Here is a 17,398-nt window from a genome sequence, read left to right on the forward strand (position 1 = left end):
GTACCAGGAGTAGGAGGCCGTCGAACGGGCTGTCATCGTAGCCGCAACCAGCTGCCGCCCGACTGACTCCACGCCGCACCAGGCGCGAGGGTCCGCCGCTGACCGCCACAGCGATGTCAGGCGACGCCGACTCGGGCGAGCCCCGTCCGACAGTCCTCGACGAGCCATTCCACGCCCGCCTCCTCGCCGATGGCAAGCGCCTTCCGCCAGCAGTCCTCGGCCTTGCGGAACTCGCCGAGATCGAAATGAGCCCGGGCCATGGCCTCCAGGGTGTCGGCGACACCCACGCGATTACCAAGGGCCCGGCGGATGGCCATCGATTCCTCGAAGGCCCCGAACGCCTCATCGGGTCGTCCCAGCTCCCGGAGGGTGTCGCCCAGATTGGTCAGCGTGGTCGCCACATTGGTGGGGGCGTCCCGTTCCCGCCACCCCACGAGTGCCTGCCGGTAGGCGGCCTCGGCCTCGTCCGTCCGGCCGGCCTTCAGCAGCAGGTCCGCCCTGGCGCTGACGGCGTGCAGGGGAGCCTTTTCGAGACCGGCCACCGCACGGAGGCGGTCCGCCTTGTCGAGGGTGGCCAGACCGAGTTCGACCTGTCCCAGGAGCAGATGGACCAACGACTGGTTGGCGAGGTTGTTGGCCAGCGCCTCGGTCTCCCCCGTCAGCTCGAACAGCCGGGCCGCCTCCTGAAGGTGCCGGAGGCTCACCTCGTCGCGGCGGGCGAGCCCATGGCTGGCCGCGAGGCAGTGGTTCATCCAGGCCTGCCCCTGGAGGTCCCCGTACTCGATCGCCGTTTCGAGTGCGGCGGTCATGCACCGCTCCCATTCTCCGCTCCGCAGTCTGGCCTGGCCGTAGCCGAAGAGCCCGCGGGCGATCCGCCAGGCGAGGTCGGGACGGCGCAGTTGCCCCGACCGGCGAATGGCCTCGTGGAGGACCGGCATTTCCGCTTCGCACCAGGCCACCGCCTGCTCCGCGTCCCCGATCACGGGGGGCGGCGCGAGGCTCGGCTCGTCCGGCATGCTGACGGCCGCCATGCCAGGGACGGTCATGTGAAGCGCCCCGGTCACGGCGTGGACATACCAGATCAGCAGCCGCCGCACGGCCGCGTCCCGCTCGGTATCCGGCTCCTCCTGCCGGGCCAGGTCGCTCGCGAACTCGCCGAGCAGGTCGTGGAAGCGGTAGCGGATGCCGTCGGGCGTCTCCAGGAGGTGGGAGTCGACCAGGCTGTCGAGCAAGTCCATCGCCCGGTCGAGGGGTTCGCCGAGCAGGGCGGCGGCGGCCTCGGGTGACAGCGGCTGGGCCGGCCAGACGCCGAGCAGGCGGAAGGCACGGGCGGCGTCCCGCTCCAGGGGATGAGCGCTGTACTTCAGGGCGTGGTAGCTGACGCTCAGGGTGCCGGTGACGCTGAGGTGGTCGATGGCCAGCGCGGTGAGGCGGCCATTGGCGAGGGAGAGGCGCCGGGCCAGCGTACTGAGCGGCCAGGCGGGCCGGCTGGCGAGGCGGGCCCCGGCGATGTGGAGGGCGAGCGGCATGCCACCGCAGGCCGCGAGGATGCGGTCGGCCGACTCCCGGTCCGCTGCAGTCCGTTCCTCCCCGCACAGGGCTGCGAGCAGCCCGTGCTGCGCGGTGTCGTCCAGCGGAGCGAGCCCGAAGTGGATCGCGTTGGGGAGGGAGGGGAGCCGGTGACGGCTGGTCACGATCACCGCGGACCGGCCGGGACCGGGCAGCAGATCGGCGATCTGGGCCGTGTCGCGGACGTTGTCCAGGATGATCAGCACCCGTCGCTCGGCCAGGACGGCCCGGTATCGCGCGCTGCGGTCGTCCGGGTCCGCCGGGACGGCCGAGGCCGCGAGGCCGAGGTCGGTGAGGAAACGGGCCAGCAACTGCTCGGAGGTGCGGGCATCGCCGGATCCGAAGCCGCGCATGTCGGCGTAGAGCTGCCCGTCGGGGTAGTCCGCGCGGAGCCGGTGAGCAGCGTGGACGGCGAGCGCCGTCTTGCCGATCCCGCCCATGCCGGTGATCAGTGCCGTGCCGCCGACGCCGGCGCCGAGCTGCCGGAGCAGGGTCGCGGACTCCTCCTGCCGTCCGGTGAAGACCAAGGGGTCGGCCGGGAGTTGGGACGGCGCCCCCCGTTGCTGGGGACTCGCCGACAGGGTGGTCGGCCGCGTGGCCGGGCGGGCGTCGGCGGCCAGGATCTCCTGGTGCAGCTGCTGCAGGGGCGCACTGGGCTCGACGCCCAGCTGTTCGACCAGAGTCGCCCGCAGGGCCCGGTACACGGTCAGTGCCTCGGGGGCCCGTCCGCTGCGGTGGAGGGCGGTCATCAGCAGTCGCTGGTATGCCTCGCGCAGCGGGTGCTCGGCAGCGAGTCTCGCCAGATCGGCGACCAGCCCCTGGTGACGGCCTGCCTCGATCTCGGCGTCACCATGCCACTCCAGGACCTGGAGGCGCAGTTCGGCGAGGTGCGCGGCCTCCTGGGATCCAGCGAGATCGGGCAGGTCGGCCAGTGGCTCCCCGCGCCACAGGGCAAGGGCGGCGGCGGTCTCGCGACCGACCTCCAGCCAGTCCTGCCGCGCGTGGGCGCCCCGTGCCCGCTGGACGTGCGCGGAGAACACGTCGGTGTCCAACTCGCCCTCCTCTATCTGCAGGAGGAACCCCGACGGCGCCGATCGCAGTCGGTCGCGGCCCGCCGACCCGAGTGTCCGGCGCAGCCTGAGCACATGATTGTGCAGGGAGGCCGCGGCGGACTGCGGCGGGTGCTCGCCCCACAGCACCGCTTGCAGGCGGTCCGCGGAGACCGGCCGGTTGGGGTTCAGCAGCAGCGCGACCAGGAGGCGCCTGCCGAGCGGGCTGCTCGGAGTGAGCACGTCGGCTCCGTCGTGGACGGTCAAGGGGCCGAGCAGTCCGAACCGCAGCATCTGACCTTCCAACAATCGGTGTTATTCGAATGTTAGTGCGTCATGAGTGGGCCCCGGCACCCTCGCCTCGTCCGCCAAGGGGATCGTTGATGAGGGAGTCGCGTGTTGATATCGGTCGGAAGACGCCGGGCGGGGCGTTCTCGCCTGCGGCCTGCCATCGCGCTGGCCGTGGCCGGAGGAGTCGGTCTCTCCTGCCTCGCCGTACCGGCTACGGCCGGCGCGGCGCCCCGGGCCGCGGCCGCCCCTGCCGCGGCCGCTGCGGTCGACGACGGCTCGGTCAGCCCGGAGGACCAGGCGCTCAAGGACGCGAAGGCCGCCGGCGCACCGGTCGAGGTGACCGCTGCCAGAACCGACCTGTCTGACACCTGGGCGAAGCCGGACGGCACCTTCACGGTGAAGCGGTACGGCTCGCCGGTCCGCATCTGGCGCGGTGGCGCGTGGGTGCCCACCGACCCGACGCTGGAGTTCGCGGCGGACGGGACGGTACGGCCGAAGGCGGCATCGGTCTCGGTGACGTTCTCTGGTGGCGGCACCGGCCCACTGCTGTCCGGGGTCAAGGACGGCCGTACGCTGGCGTACTCTTGGCCGTCGGCCCTCCCGAGGCCGACCCTCGCTGCGAACGTCGCGACGTACGCCGAGGTGCTGCCGGACGTGGACCTCCAGCTGAAGGCCGAGGTCGAGGGTTTTTCGCAGCTGCTCGTGGTGAAGTCCCCCCAGGCGGCGGCCAATCCCCAGCTGGCCACGCTGAAGTACACGATGTCCACCGTCGGGCTGACCGTCACGACGGACTCGACGACGGGGAGCATCAAGGCGACCGACCCCGCCGGGCAGACGGTCTTCACCAGCCCGACGCCGGTGATGTGGGACTCCAGCACCACCGCTCCGGCCGGCAACGCGGTGAAGGCCTCCTACACCGTCAGCGCGGCGGCTGACACGACCTCCACGACAGCTGCTTCCTCGTTCGAGCAGCCGGCCGGCTCGAAGGACGCGCAGATGCCCACCACGGTCAGTGGAAACGCACTTCGGATCACGCCGGACCAGAACCTGCTCAAGGCGTCGGACACCAAGTACCCGGTGTTCATCGACCCCTCCACGGCGTGGGGAATCCGGCAGAACTGGACCCGGGTGTCGGCGAAGTACCGCACGACCTCGTACTGGAACGCGAACGAGGTGGCGCGCGTCGGCTACGAGAACGACACCGGCGGCCTGTCGCGCTCGTTCTTCCAGACGGACACCAGCAACATCGCCGGCGCCAAGGTGATCAGTTCGACCTTCCGCATCGACAACGTGTGGTCGTGGTCGTGCCAGGCGCGGCCCGTGGAGCTCTGGCGCACCGACGGCATCAACCAGTGGACGACGTGGAACAACCAGCCCGCACGGCGCGACCTGCTCGCGACGGTGAACGAGTCCAAGGGCTGGTCCTCCGGTTGCCCGGGCGGCAACCTCGAGTTCGACGTGACCGACAAGGTCCGTGAACTCGCGGTCGCCAAGCAGGCGAGCGTCACCTTCGGCCTCTACGCACACGACGAGACCGACACCTTCGCGTGGAAGAAGTTCGACCCGCGGAGCTTCGTTCTGGAGACCACCTACAACAACCCGCCGCTGACTCCTTGGGGCCTCGGTACCAACCCGTCCACCGACTGCGCCAACGGCGGCCTGATCGGCAATACGACAGTGGGCCTGCACGCACACGTCGACGACCCGGACGCCGGCAACCTGTACGCCGAGTTCCAGGTCTTCAAGAACGGTGCGACCACGCCCTCGGTGGACCAGTACGTCCCCGCGCTGAAGGACCGCGTGGCCACCTTCGTCGTACCGGACGCCCAGCTCCCGGACGGCAGTTACCAGTGGAAGGTCCGGGCCAAGGACGAGCTGGGCGAGTACTCCGACTGGAGCGGCACCTGCAGGTTCGCGGTGGACCGCACCAGGCCGAGGAACGTACCCGCGGTCTCCTCGGCCGTCTTCCCCCCCGGCGAGACCGGCTGGCCGGCCGGTACCGGAAAGGCCCGGACGCCGGGTGCGTTCACCCTGACGCCGAACGGCGAGACCGACGTGGTCCAATTCGGCTACTACACCGACTTCGACCCGACCATCCGCAACGTGGGCGTGGCCAAGGGAAGTTCGGCGGAGGTTCAGATCACCCCGCCCGGCTATGGCCCTCATTTCGTCTACGCCTTCAGCATGGACGAGGCCCAGAACCGCTCCGACATCGCCGTGTACGTGTACTACGCAGCCGGCACCGGCGCCCGTGACAACCCGGGTGACCTGAACGGCGACGCCAACAACGACATCTGGACGGTTGACTCCAACGGCACCCTGCTCACGTACGCGGGCCAGGGCAACGGCCAGTTCTCCACCGCGACCAACGGTGGCCCGAACCTCGCGGGCAGCCAGGTCACCTACCGCGGCGACTGGGGCCGGGACGGTTACACCGACCTGGTCACGCTGGAGTACGACCCGGTGGAGAAGCGCAAGCGCCTCTGGTCCTACCCCAACAACGGCTCCGGCATCGCCTCCAGCGGCGCCTCCGGCCAGAACCGGCAGGAACTCAAGGTCCGCTGCCCCGTGCCGGATCCGGACCGGGGCTGCGACCAGGGCGGTACGGACTGGACCGGCGACGATCACTGGCGGGACGCCGATCAGATCATCGGCTCGCCCGATCTCAACGGGGACGGGAGGCCCGATCTCCTGGTCAAACAGGGCAAGCTGTTCTGGGCCTACTACGGCGACCGCAGCAAGCGCCTCGACGCCTACACCGGGCCCACGCTGGTCGGGGGCGCCAACTGGGACAAGTACACGGTGATCGCCCCTGGCGACACCAACGGCGACCAGGTCCCCGACCTGTGGCTGCGCGACAACGCCAGCGGAGATCTCTACCGCTCCCCCGGCAAGCTCGACCCGTACGGCAAGCTCGACCCGACCGCCTGGGGCGACCCGGCCACTCTGGTGTGGATCGGCTCGGGGGTCACCGCCGCCGACTACCCGGTGATCGGCTCGGTGGGCGACTTCAACGGTGACGGCCTCGCCGACCTGTGGGCCAGGAAGGCCGACAACACCGTACGGATGTGGCCCGGCAAGACTCCGGCCGCGGACCGCTACGCCTTCGGCGACAGCACCGTGATCGACGGCATCACCGGTGGATCCCGGATTCCGTCCGGCACCTCGATCTCCTCGGGGCAGTCGTTCACCTCCGCCTCCAACAGGCTGACCATGCAGGCCGACGGCAACCTGGTGGTCTACTCCAAGAGCAACAAGGCACTCTGGTCCACCAACACCTCGGGCACTCCAGGCGCCACCGCGATCCTGCAGGCGGACGGCAACCTGGTGGTCCGCCGGCCGGACGGCAGCACGGCCTGGCAGTCCGGCACCCCGGGCAACACCAACGACTACGCGGTGCTGCAGGATCGCGGCAACCTGGTGCTCTACAACGTCAAGGGCCAGTCCCTCTGGGCAACCGGCACGGCCGTGCGCCACGACTACAACGGTGACGGACGCAGCGACCTGGCCGCCTGGTACAACTACGCGGACGGGCACGATGCCGTCCACACCCTCACCACCAACTCGGACGGGTCCTTCAACAAGCCGTTCCAGTCGCTCTGGGCACCGGACGGCTGGTACTACGCGGAGAACATGAAGTTCGCCACCGGCGACTACAACGGTGACGGACGCAGCGACACCGCCGCGCTGTACTGCTACGGCGACGGCTCGGTCAGACTGTTGACCGGTCTCGGAAAGCCGGACGGCGGTGTCGCCGACCTCGTCGGCTCCTGGAGCTCGCCGGCCGGTAACTGGTACTGCCCCAACATGACACTGGAGAGCGGCGACTTCAACGGCGACGGCCGCGACGACCTGATGGCCTGGTACGCCTACGGCGACGGCGGCGACCGGCTGTTCACCTTCACCGCCAACGTCCAGGGCGGCTTCAACTCCCCGTTCGGCTCCGCCTACCTCCCGTCCGGCTGGTGGGACGTGACCCGCAGCAAGTTCATCACCGGCGACTTCAACGGCGACGGCCGCGACGACCTCGGCGCGCTCTACGGATACAGCGACGGGTCACTGAAGATGCACACCTTCCTCACCGACCCGACCGGCGGCTTCCAGCAGAACACCGAGTCCTGGGGCAGCACCGCGACGGCCTGGGGCGACTGGAGCCGCACACACGTCTACGCCGGCGACTTCAACGGCGACGGCCGGGACGACGCCGCCTTCTGGTACGACTACGCAAGCGGCGCCGACGCACTGTTCACGCTGACGGCGAAGCCGGACGGGGGCTTCAATCCCCCCGTCGGCTCATGGGCCTCCGGTCCGGGCAACTGGTACCTGGAGAACATGAAGATCGTGCCCGGTGACTACAACGGCGACGGCCGGGACGACCTCGGAGCCATGTACGGCTACGGCGACGGCAGCGTCCGGATGTTCACCTGGCTCACCAACCCGGACGGCGGGTTCGCCTCGTCCTCGCCGTCCTGGAGCGACACCCCTGGCAACTGGTGGATCGGCAACAGCACCTTCCTGAAGCCGTACAACACCACGCCGACCGGCTGAGCACCCTTTCCCTTCCAGCCGCGGGCGGAGCGATCACGCTCCGCCCGCGGTCACTCCCCCATTTCCCTCTGAGGAGTCGGCGTGCACCGTCGAAGTCCACGATTGCTGACGGCCACGGTCGTCACCGCCCTCTGGCTGGGGGTGCTTCCCGCCTCGGCCGCGATCGCACTCCCGGCCCGGAGCGGCCCCCACCTGCCCGCGCTGCTGCAGCCGAAGGCCGTACCGGTCACGAAGGTCGCCACCGGCCACGGGGCCCAGCGGCCCGACCAGGCCGCCGTGCCGCCGGGCCGGCGCGCACCCCGGGCCACCTGGCCCACGGCGGGCACCACTGCCGCAGACCCCGGCGGTAGGGGGCTTCGAGCACCCGGCTCCGCCCCCGTCGCCGTCACCCCGGTCACGAAGGCCGGCACAGCCGGCTCGGCGGCCGCGCCCAAGGTCTCGGTGACCGTCGCCGACCGGGCCGCGACCGCGAGGGCCGGAATCGAGGGCGTCCTGCTGTCGGTCGACACCACCACGCCCTCGGACGTGAAGCTCGACTACTCGTCGTTCGCCGAGGCCTACGGCGGTGACTGGGCGACGCGGCTGAGGCTGGTACAGCTGCCCGCCTGTGCGCTGACCACACCCGAGCGCGCCGAGTGCCGCGCCCAGCAGCCGCTGGCCTCGGTCAACGACCCCCAGGCGGGTACGGTCTCGGCCAAGGTCGAGCCGGCACCTGCACCGGCCCGCGCGAAGAACGAGCAGCTCGCCCCGGACGCCCTGGGGGCAGCACCCTCCTCGGGGCCGATGCTGCTCGCGGCCACCGCCGCGCCCTCGGGTGACTCCGGCAGCTACCGGGCCACGTCGCTCCAGCCGTCCGGCTCCTGGTCCGCCGGCAGCTCCTCCGGGGCCTTCACCTGGTCCTACCCGATCGGGGTGCCCGCGGTGCCGGGCGGCCTCCAGCCCTCCGTCTCGCTCGCGTACTCCTCGCAGGCCGTCGACGGCCGGACCAGCGCCTCGAACAACCAGGCCGGCTGGCTCGGCGACGGCTGGGGCTGGGAGCCCGGCTTCATCGAGCGCCGCTACAAGCCCTGCGACGACGACCAGGCCGGCGGCAACAACACCGCCAAGACCGGCGACCAGTGCTGGTACAACGACAACGCGGTGCTCTCGCTCGGCGGCAGGAACACCGAGCTGGTGTACGACTCCGCCAAGGGCTGGCACCCCGCCTCCGACTCCGGTGAGCGGGTCGAGAAGCTGACCGGCGCCGTCAACGGCGACGACAACGGCGAGTACTGGCGGATCACCGCCACCGACGGCGTCCAGTACTACTTCGGCCTCAACCGCCTGCCCGGCTGGAAGGACGCCTCGACCCCCGAGACCAAATCCGCCTGGACCGTCCCGGTCTACGGCAACCAGCCCGGCGAGCCCTGCCACAACGCCTCCTTCGCCGACAGCTGGTGCCAGCAGGCCTGGCGCTGGCAGCTGGACTACGTGGTCGACCCGCGCGGCGACGCGATGGCGTACTACTGGAACCAGGAGACCAACAACTACGACCGCAACCTCACCACCGCGACCCCGTACGTGCGCGGCGGCTGGCTGGACCACATCGACTACGGTCTGCGCTCCGACACCGTCTACAGCGCCAAGGCGATGGGGCAGGTCAAGTTCGACGTCGCCGAACGCTGCCTGACGGGCTGTGCCACCTTCGACCGGACGAACGCCGCCAACTGGCCGGACGTGCCGTACGACCTGGACTGCAAGGACGGCGACGACTGCCGCACCAACGCCTTCCCATCCTTCTGGTCCCGCAAGCGGCTGACCGCGATCACCACCCGGCTGCTCACCGGCGGCACGCACAAGGACGTCGACAGCTGGGCCCTGGAGCAGAGCTTCCCGCCCTCCGGTGACGGCATATCGACGCCCATGTGGCTGAAGTCGATCACCCGCACCGGCAAGGCCGGCGGCTCCCTGGCCCTCCCCCCGGTCACCTTCGCGGGCGAGCAACTGGCCAACCGCGTGGACCGGACGGGCGACGGCCTCGCCCCCTTCATCCGCCTGCGGCTCTCGCAGATCACCACCGAGACCGGCGGCACCATCGGCGTCTACTACTCCGCGCCCGACTGCACCGCCACCGCCCTCCCGCCCACGGACGGCACCAACAGCACCCGCTGCTTCCCCACCCGGCGGTACGAGGGCAGCACGCCGAAGGACGACTGGTTCAACACCTACGTGGTGGCCAAGGTCGTCGAGGGCGACAACCTCGCCGACAGCCCCGACAAGGTCACCGAGTACAGCTACCTCGACGGCGCCGCCTGGACGAGGAGCGAGGACGAACTCACCAAGGACAGCGACCGGACATACTCCGTCGCCCGCGGCTACGGCCGCGTGCAGACCCGAACCGGCGCCGCCGCCGACGCCCGTACCCTGAGCGAGGCCCGCTACTTCCGCGGCATCGACGGCGCCGGGGTGAAGGACTCGGCCGGTCAGGCCGTCACCGACCGCCCCCAGTTCGCCGGGCTGCTCCGCGAGACCGCCACCTACAACGGCGACGGCGGCCCGCTCGTCTCCGCCGTCGGCTACACCCCGTGGCGTTCCGACCCGACCGCCACCCACCCCCGCACCGGCCTCCCCGACCTGAAGGCGTACCTCACCGGCATCGGCGCCGAGCAGACCCGCACCACCACGTCGGGCGACGAGCGCCGCACCTCACTCACCCGTACCTTCGACCGGTACGGCCTGGTCAGCACCGTCTCCGACCTCGGCGACGAGAGCAAGCCCGGTGACGAGCAGTGCACGAGCACCACCTACGCCCGCAACACCGGTACCTGGCTGCTGGACAAGGCGTCCCGCACCGAGACCGTCGCGGCCAGGTGCGGCGATCCGGTGACCCGCCCGGGCGATGTCGTCTCCGACTCCACGACCTACTACGACGGCTCGACCGCCCTCGACGCCGCCCCCACCAAGGGCCTGGCCACCGAGATCCGCGTCGTCAACGGCAAGGGCGACGGCTACGACAGCAAGGGCACCGTCGCCTACGACGGCTACGGCCGTGCCGTCTCTACCACCGACGTCTACGGAAGGACGTCCACCCTGGCCTTCACACCGCCCACCGGCGAGGCGCCCACCGGCAGTGTCGCGACCAACCCGCTCGGCCACCGGGTCAGCACCACCCTGGACCCTCTGCGCGGCGATCCGCTCAGCGTCACCGATGCCAACAACAAGGTATCGACGACGAGTTACGACCCGCTGGGCCGGGTGACGAAGGCGTGGACGCCCAGCCACCCAGCGGCGACGTACCCGAACGCGCCGAGCTACCGGTTCGACTACCAGGTGCGCAACGACGCTCCGGTCGTCGTGAGCACCAGCACGCTCGGCTTCGACTCGACGTACTCCACCAGTTACGCCGTCTCCGACGGAATGCTGCGCACGCGGCAGACCCAGGCACCCTCCCCCGACCGGGCGGGGCGCCTCGTCAGCGAGACCTTCTACGACACCCGTGGCCTGCCCTGGCGCACCTCCGGCAGCTTCTATGCCGACGGCCCGGCCGAGGGCGTGCTCATCACGGGACAGGAGACCAAGTACCCGGCCTCGACCGACACCCTGTTCGACGGCGCCGCTCGCCCCACCGCCGTCATCAGCAAGAAGTTCGGCGACGAGACCAAGCGCACCACCACGAGCTACGGCGGCGACAGCGTCACCGTGATCCCTCCGCAGGGCGGCACCGCCCGGACCACCGTGACCGACGCGCGCGGTCGCACCGTCGAGCTGCGGGACTACACCGATCCGGGCCGCACCGCCTTCCAGAGCGCCACCTTCGACTACGACAGGACGGGCCGCCTGACCCGGCACACCGATGCCGGCGGTGCCTCCTGGACCTACGGCTACGATGTCAAGGGCCGTCAGGTGCGCGTCGACGATCCCGACAAGGGAGTCTCGGAGAACACCTACGACAGCGGTGACCGCCTGACCGACGCGAAGAACGCCCGCGGCGCCGTGCTGCACAGCGACTACGACGCGCTCGGCCGCCGCACCGCGGTCAAGCAGGGCAGCACCACGCTCACGGCGTGGACGTACGACACCGTCGCCAAGGGGAAGCTCTCCGCATCCACCCGCTACGCCGACGGAGCGGCCTACACCTATGCGATCGGCTCGTACAACAGCGCCTATCAGCCCGTCCGCACGTCGGTGACGATCCCGGTGGCAGAGGGCGGCCTGGCCGGGACGTACACCTGGGTCACCGCCTACAACACCAACACCGGCCAGGTGGAGACGGTCGATCAGCCCGCCGTCGGAGACCTCCCGGCGGAGAGCCTGGTGTACGACTTCACGCCGGGCGCGGGACTGCCGTCCACCCTGGACGTCTCGGGCGGCGACCCGATCGCCGGCGGCACCACGTACGACCACTACGGGCGGGTGCTGCGCGAGGAGTACGGCGACTTCGGCCTCCACCTCTGGGAGAGCAACACCTACGACGAGCACACCGGGAGCCTCGCCGAGACCGTCTCCGACCGCGAGACCGCACCCCAGCGGATCGACGACACCCGCTACACCTACGACCCGGCCGGCAACATCACCTCGATCGGCACCACCTCCGGCCAGGACGCGCAACGGGTGACCGACACCCAGTGCTTCACCACCGACGCCCTGCGCCGGATCACCGAGGCCTGGACCACCACCGGGGCCTGCCCGGCCGCCCCGAGCAGCTCCAACGTCGGGGGACCGGACGCCTACTGGACGTCCTACACCTACGACGCCCTCGGCAACCGCAGGACCGAGAAGCAGCACCAGTCGGCCGGGGACACCAGCCGCGCCTACACCACCCCCGCCCCCGGCAGCGGCAAACCGCACAGCCTGACGTCCGTGGACCAGACCGGCCCGTCCGGCAACCGCACCGAGACCTTCACCTACGACGAGACCGGCAACACCACCAGCCACAAGACCGGTACCTCCCCCGCCCAGAACCTCAGCTGGGACGTGGAGGGTCACCTCGTATCGACCACGCAGGGAGCCCTGACCACCAGCTACCTCTACGACGCCGACGGCAACCGTCTCATCCGTCACGACTCCGGTGGCGCCACGCTCTACCTGCCGAACGGCAACGAAGTCGGCCTCACCGCGGGCGGCACCCTGACCGGAACCCGCTACTACGGCTTCCTCGGCAAGACCGTCGCGGTCCGTACCCACGGGCAGCTCAGCTACCTGCTGAGCAACCACCAGGGCACGGCCACCGCCTCGGTCGACGCCGCCACCCAGGCCGTCACCCGCCGCAAAAGCACCATCTTCGGCGTCCCGCGCGGCACCGCGCCCGCCGGCTGGCCCGGCCAGCAGTCCTTCGTCGGCGGCACCACCGATGCCGACACCGGCCTCACCCACCTCGGCGCCCGCGAGTACGACCCGGCCACGGGCCGCTTCCTCAGCGTCGACCCGCTGCTGGACGGCTCCGATCCCCAGCAGTGGAACGCCTACACGTACAGCCGCAACAATCCGGTCACCATGGCCGACCCCAGCGGCCGGATGCAGTACGACCAGGCAACCGGGATCAGTGCCGGCACGTCGCGGCAGCTCCAGGCGGAGATCAACAAGGTCCCCTCCCATCACTTCAGCGGCCACCCGGGATCCACGACGTCCTCGGACTCCTGCGACCTCCAGTGCCACGTGAACCAGGCGGCGAAGATCGCCGAGTCGGGGCTGGCCGACCTTCACCCGGGCCCGGTCTACCGGGACGTTCCGGAGCGGGAGGTCGGCGGGATGATAATCATGGCCCGGTTCGACGGACGGCACCCGACCCTCACGGAACGGACCGAGGCCGGCGAATCATACCTCGACATGACGGCCGGAACGTTCATCAGCGACGACCTCCGGGATGGCGACGAGATCCAGCTCGGCAACCAGACATCCATCACCGAGTCGTTCTCCTCCAGGCTCTCCTCGAGCGTCGGCGTCAAGATCGAGAGCGACGCCCTCGGCGCCATGGGTATCGGCAAGATGGAGGTCAGCGGCGGCGTCGCCGCGGAGGTCCAATCCACCAAGCAGAACCAGCTGACGAACACGGTCAACCAGACGTTCAAGGTCAGGCCGGGAGACGAGGGCAAGACCTTGATCCTCGTCCCCCGCGTCCAGGACGTGGCGATCACGCAGACGTTCGAGTTCGGCTACGGCACGGTCATCAATGTCCAGCGCCAGCACATCGTCGTCGGCTACTCGAAGCAGGTGGTGGACCGGGCACCCAGCGGCATGATCCTCACCCCTGTGCCACGCCCGTAAGGACAGTCGCACAACAGCGGGATCGGTGGCCGCGGGGAGTCCCGTGGCCACCGATCCCCTGTGTCGGGCTCAGCGGTCGGGGCGCCACCACGGCCCGGTGATGCCGAGCATGATGCCTGCCTTCTGGAGGCCCGCGAAGAGAGAGTTGCCGTCCTCGTCTCAGGGGACACCGGCGGTGATCCCGGTGCGACGCACGGCGGTGTCGCCCGGCCACAGGCGCTGCCGGATCGCGCTGTGTACTCCGTCGGCACCCACGATCAGGTCGTGGCGCACCGTCTCGCCGCCGACGCGCAGGGTGCCGTCGAGGGTGACCTCGTCGACCGAGCTGCCCGGCCGCAGACAGTCGCTCGGAAGTGCTTGTGCGAGAAGGGAGATGAGGTCCGCGCGGTGCAGCACCGTGAATCCGCCCACGAGCGGTTTCGCCCAGCGTGTGAACAGGACCCGCCCGGCGGCGTTGCGGACCTCACCGGGACCCTCGCCGACCCCTGCGGCTTGAACAGCGGCACCCACGCCGAGCGCGTCCAACGCAGTGATCGCGTTGGGGAACAGGGAGATTCCCGCGCCCACTTCGGTGAATTCCGACGCCCGCTCGTAGACGATCACCTGCCATCCGGCGTTGCGCAGCGCGATCGCGGAAGCGAGGCCGCCGATCCCGCCGCCCACGATCCCGGCACTGCGTCCCTGCGACATGGAATGCGACATGTAGGCCCCCATCCGCATCTCGACTTACCCGAGCCGTTGTTACTCGACAGCAACAACGGCTCGGTGGGGTTCTCCAGAGCCCGACATCGACCGCTGGGCAAGGAAGGCATCTCGGGCAGCAGGTCACGGCGGCGATGAGGCGCAGCCACCTCACGGACACCCGCCTGACTGTCCCGCCACGGGCTCGGTCAGGGGATTTCGATCTGCGCCGTCTTCGTCCCGCCCGTCCTATCGCCCGTGCCGCGCCCGGTGGGCTGCAATCAGGTCCCGGTACCAGGCGTACGACGCCTTCGGGGTGCGGCGCTGGATGTCGAAGTCGACGTGGACCAGGCCGAAGCGCTGCTCGAAGCCCTCGGCGTGTCGAACACCCTGTCACCGTATCCCCTGGCGGCCGGTGGTAAGTGCTCGGTGGCGTGGCTCCAGAGGTATGCCAGGTCCGCGGCCTTGATCCACGAGAATGTCGGACTTCGGACGGTCTACAGGTAGCACCGCCGATATCTGACGCTGCCGACGATGCGGCCGACCCGGAGGGCGAGTTGGGCCAGCCATGCGGCGCGACTTTCCGCAGGGCCGACCAGGTCGGGCGCGTGCACCAGAATCCTCCACCAGGAGCCGGCGACGTCGCCCGGCCGCGAGGAGGGCATGCCGTGGCCTGCGAAGTCCCGAAATAGCTTTGGGTGCGAACGGCCGTAGCGGTAGAGCTGGCGTGCGATGGCCCGTGAATCACCACGGAGCCGGTAGTGCACGACGCCGTGGGGCGAGAAGGCCAACTGGTCCCCGGCCAGCTGGGCGCGCCAGAAGAACTCGACATCGTCGCTGCCGTAGCGGTAGCTCTCGTCGAAGCCGCCCAGCCGGCTCCACAGCTCCTTGTGGAACCCGCAGTTGGCTCCCGCCGGGTACGGCAGGAAGCCGAAGGTGTCGAGCAGTGCGTCGGCCTCCTTCGGCGGGCGCGCGGCGAGGGCCACCTGCGCGTTGAGCAGGCGGCGTTCGAGCGCGCCCCCGACGGCCGGGCTGGTTCGTAGGACGTCGACCAGGCCGGCCATCCATCCGGGGGCCACCACGTCGTCGGCGTCGCAGCAGAGCACGAAGTCACCGTGCGCGCGCCGGCAACCGATGTTGCGCGCACGGTTGACGCCGCAGTCCTCGGCGACGTCGACCACCCTGAGCTGCGGCATCCGCTGCTGCCAGGACCGCAGGAGCGCGCGGGTGCCGTCGCTCGATCCGTTCTCGACGACGATGAGCTCCCACCGGTCCGGATAGGTCTGCCGACGCAGGGCCTCCAGCTGCGCGGCTATCGTCAGCTCGGCGTTTCGCGCGGGCATGACCACCGAGACCAGGCTCACCGGACGATTGTTCTCGTTCATCCGGCGCTCCGCGCACCCGGGCTCAGTGCCTGGACGGCATGGAGCACGGCAGCGGTGTCGCGCAGGTCCGCCAGAACCGAATCAGCTCCCGCCTCCCGCAACGCGGCGCCGCTGCTCGCGCCCGAGGCGACGGCGATCACCCGAGATCCGCCGATGCGTCCCGCGTGCACGTCCTGCGGAGTGTCGCCGATCAGGAGGGTGCTGTCGGAATCGAAGTGGTGCCCGTACGCGGCAGCTGCGCGCCGCCGGGCCACCGGGAGGAGAGCAGCCCGCTCGCGGGCGTCGCTGCCGTAGGCGCCGACTCCGATGTCCACGAATCCCGCCAGCCCGAACAGCCGCAGCTTCAGGACGGCGTTGGCCCGGAGATTCCCGGTCAGCACGGACTGCGCCACCTCCCGCCGTGCTCGCAACGCCCGCAGGGCCTCGACGGCGCCGGGCAGGACCCGTCCAACCGTACGGAGCTCGGTGGCCCGCCGACGGAGTTGCGTGGCCAACTCAGAGGCGACCCGGCTCTGTTCGACCCCGTTGATACCGTGCCGGACGAACAACTCGTCCATGATGTCCAGTTCGGTGCGGCCTGCGGTGGCGACCCGGTGGCGGGCCGGCCTGCCGGTGAGGCGTTCGAACGCGAGCGGGTAGACGGCCTCGCAGCCGGCCCCGCAGTCGATCAGCGTGCCGTCGATGTCCCACAGGAGGAGGATGCGCTTCATACCCGCGCTGCCCGTCGCCCAGCAGTCGGCCCGGCCGCGAACGGGCCCCGCCGCGCGGTACAGGCCGCACCATGCCTGGCTGCGAGGTCCAGTGCCTCGGCGGTGGCCGAGCCGGCGGCGAGCGCATACGTGAGGACGGCCGCGAAGTTGTCCCCCACCCCGTAGGTGTCCACCAGGGGGCCCGGTGCGCGGGCGGGTCGGTAGCGACGGGGGGGCTGGCCACCACAGGTGAACACACCGCCGCGATGACCTTCGGTGCTGACCACGAGATCCGGCGGCCTGCGCAGCAGCGCCGGGTCGCACCGCTCTGCCGGGTCGCAGCCGCTGCCCACCAGCGCGTCGACCCTGACACCGGAGTCCAGCACGGTGGTGAATTCACGCGCCGTCACCACGAGCACCCTGGCCTGACGGGCCCGGCGCAGCAAGGCAGCATCCCCAGCGGTGAAGAACACCGCGTCGAACGACGCCAGTTCCCCCCAGTCGAAGGGATCTGCCGCGGCGGGTTGCAGGCGTTCGCCCAGGGTGATGGTGGTGCGTTCACCGAACCGGTCGACCATGCTCACCGCCGCGCGCGTGGGGCCGGCCCGGGAGGCGGCCAGCACCCGTACGCCCCGGTGCTCGAGTTCCGCGCGCGAGCGCCGCGCCGCGTGGTCGTCGCCGAAGGCGGTGAAGAACGTGCAACCGCCGGTCAGTTCGGCCAGCCGGACGGCCGCGACCGCACCACCCCCTGCCGGGCCCCGCCAGAGCCGCTCCGCGTGGATCACCTCACCGGCGGTGGGCACCTGGTCAAGACCTGCGATCGTCGTCCACTCGACGTGTCCCACCACGGCCACCCGCGGCCTGCCCGAGGGCGCCGCCGCACCGGCGGGGTGGATCTCTTCGTCCATGACTCCTCGACTCTCGCGCCGACCGTGCGTCGGCA

Annotated in this window: 7 protein-coding genes and 1 pseudogene; 2 read left to right on the plus strand and 6 right to left on the minus strand. The window is 70.5% G+C overall.

From position 1 onward, the window contains the following. Window positions 1-116 precede the first annotated feature (116 nt). Window positions 117-2,912: an AfsR/SARP family transcriptional regulator gene (locus ACZ5WK_RS25735; protein WP_465550466.1), complete on the minus strand. Its 2,796-nt coding sequence runs from the start codon at window positions 2,910-2,912 to the stop codon at window positions 117-119. Window positions 2,913-3,080: 168 nt separating this feature from the next. On the opposite strand from ACZ5WK_RS25735, the gene ACZ5WK_RS25740 reads away from it, so the two are divergent. Together ACZ5WK_RS25740 and ACZ5WK_RS25745 are read left to right on the plus strand one after the other, a co-directional pair. Beyond that, window positions 3,081-7,457, plus strand: coding sequence for an FG-GAP-like repeat-containing protein (locus ACZ5WK_RS25740; RefSeq protein ID WP_465550468.1), 4,377 nt, complete (start codon window positions 3,081-3,083; stop codon window positions 7,455-7,457). Window positions 7,458-7,538: 81 nt separating this feature from the next. Continuing rightward, window positions 7,539-13,700, plus strand: coding sequence for an RHS repeat domain-containing protein (locus ACZ5WK_RS25745; RefSeq protein ID WP_465550470.1), 6,162 nt, complete (start codon window positions 7,539-7,541; stop codon window positions 13,698-13,700). 159 nt (window positions 13,701-13,859) lie between these two features. On the opposite strand, the gene ACZ5WK_RS25750 is transcribed toward ACZ5WK_RS25745, so the two are convergent. From ACZ5WK_RS25750 to ACZ5WK_RS25770, 5 genes and pseudogenes are all read right to left on the minus strand, one after another. Next, a complete protein-coding gene (locus ACZ5WK_RS25750) occupies window positions 13,860-14,414 on the minus strand; it encodes an FAD-dependent oxidoreductase (RefSeq protein WP_465550472.1) in 555 nt (184 codons plus the stop codon). A 216-nt stretch (window positions 14,415-14,630) separates the two neighbouring features. Then, window positions 14,631-14,759 (minus strand): annotated as a pseudogene (locus ACZ5WK_RS25755) (family 1 glycosylhydrolase); the annotation flags it as partial. Between the two features lie 119 nt (window positions 14,760-14,878). Further along, window positions 14,879-15,766 carry a glycosyltransferase family 2 protein gene (locus ACZ5WK_RS25760; protein WP_465550474.1) on the minus strand — a complete coding sequence of 296 codons (888 nt, stop codon included), beginning with the start codon at window positions 15,764-15,766 and terminating at the stop codon, window positions 14,879-14,881. Further along, on the minus strand, window positions 15,763-16,476 hold the full coding sequence (locus tag ACZ5WK_RS25765; protein WP_465550476.1) for a haloacid dehalogenase-like hydrolase: 714 nt from the start codon (window positions 16,474-16,476) through the stop codon (window positions 15,763-15,765). The genes ACZ5WK_RS25760 and ACZ5WK_RS25765 overlap by 4 nt, the downstream gene beginning before the upstream one ends. Further along, entirely contained in the window at window positions 16,473-17,363 is an 891-nt protein-coding gene (locus ACZ5WK_RS25770) for a PfkB family carbohydrate kinase (protein WP_465550478.1), read from the minus strand. The genes ACZ5WK_RS25765 and ACZ5WK_RS25770 overlap by 4 nt, the downstream gene beginning before the upstream one ends. Window positions 17,364-17,398 lie beyond the last annotated feature (35 nt).

This window comes from Kitasatospora sp. NPDC032757 (assembly GCF_055579305.1).

What these genes read in the sequence shown, in the direction of transcription:
- ACZ5WK_RS25735 (WP_465550466.1), bottom strand. Translation starts at nt 2,912, where the DNA reads ATGCTGCGGTTCGGACTGCTCGGCCCCTTGACCGTCCACGACGGAGCC.
- ACZ5WK_RS25750 (WP_465550472.1), bottom strand. Translation starts at nt 14,414, where the DNA reads ATGGGGGCCTACATGTCGCATTCCATGTCGCAGGGACGCAGTGCCGGG.
- ACZ5WK_RS25760 (WP_465550474.1), bottom strand. Translation starts at nt 15,766, where the DNA reads ATGAACGAGAACAATCGTCCGGTGAGCCTGGTCTCGGTGGTCATGCCC.
- ACZ5WK_RS25765 (WP_465550476.1), bottom strand. Translation starts at nt 16,476, where the DNA reads ATGAAGCGCATCCTCCTCCTGTGGGACATCGACGGCACGCTGATCGAC.
- ACZ5WK_RS25770 (WP_465550478.1), bottom strand. Translation starts at nt 17,363, where the DNA reads ATGGACGAAGAGATCCACCCCGCCGGTGCGGCGGCGCCCTCGGGCAGG.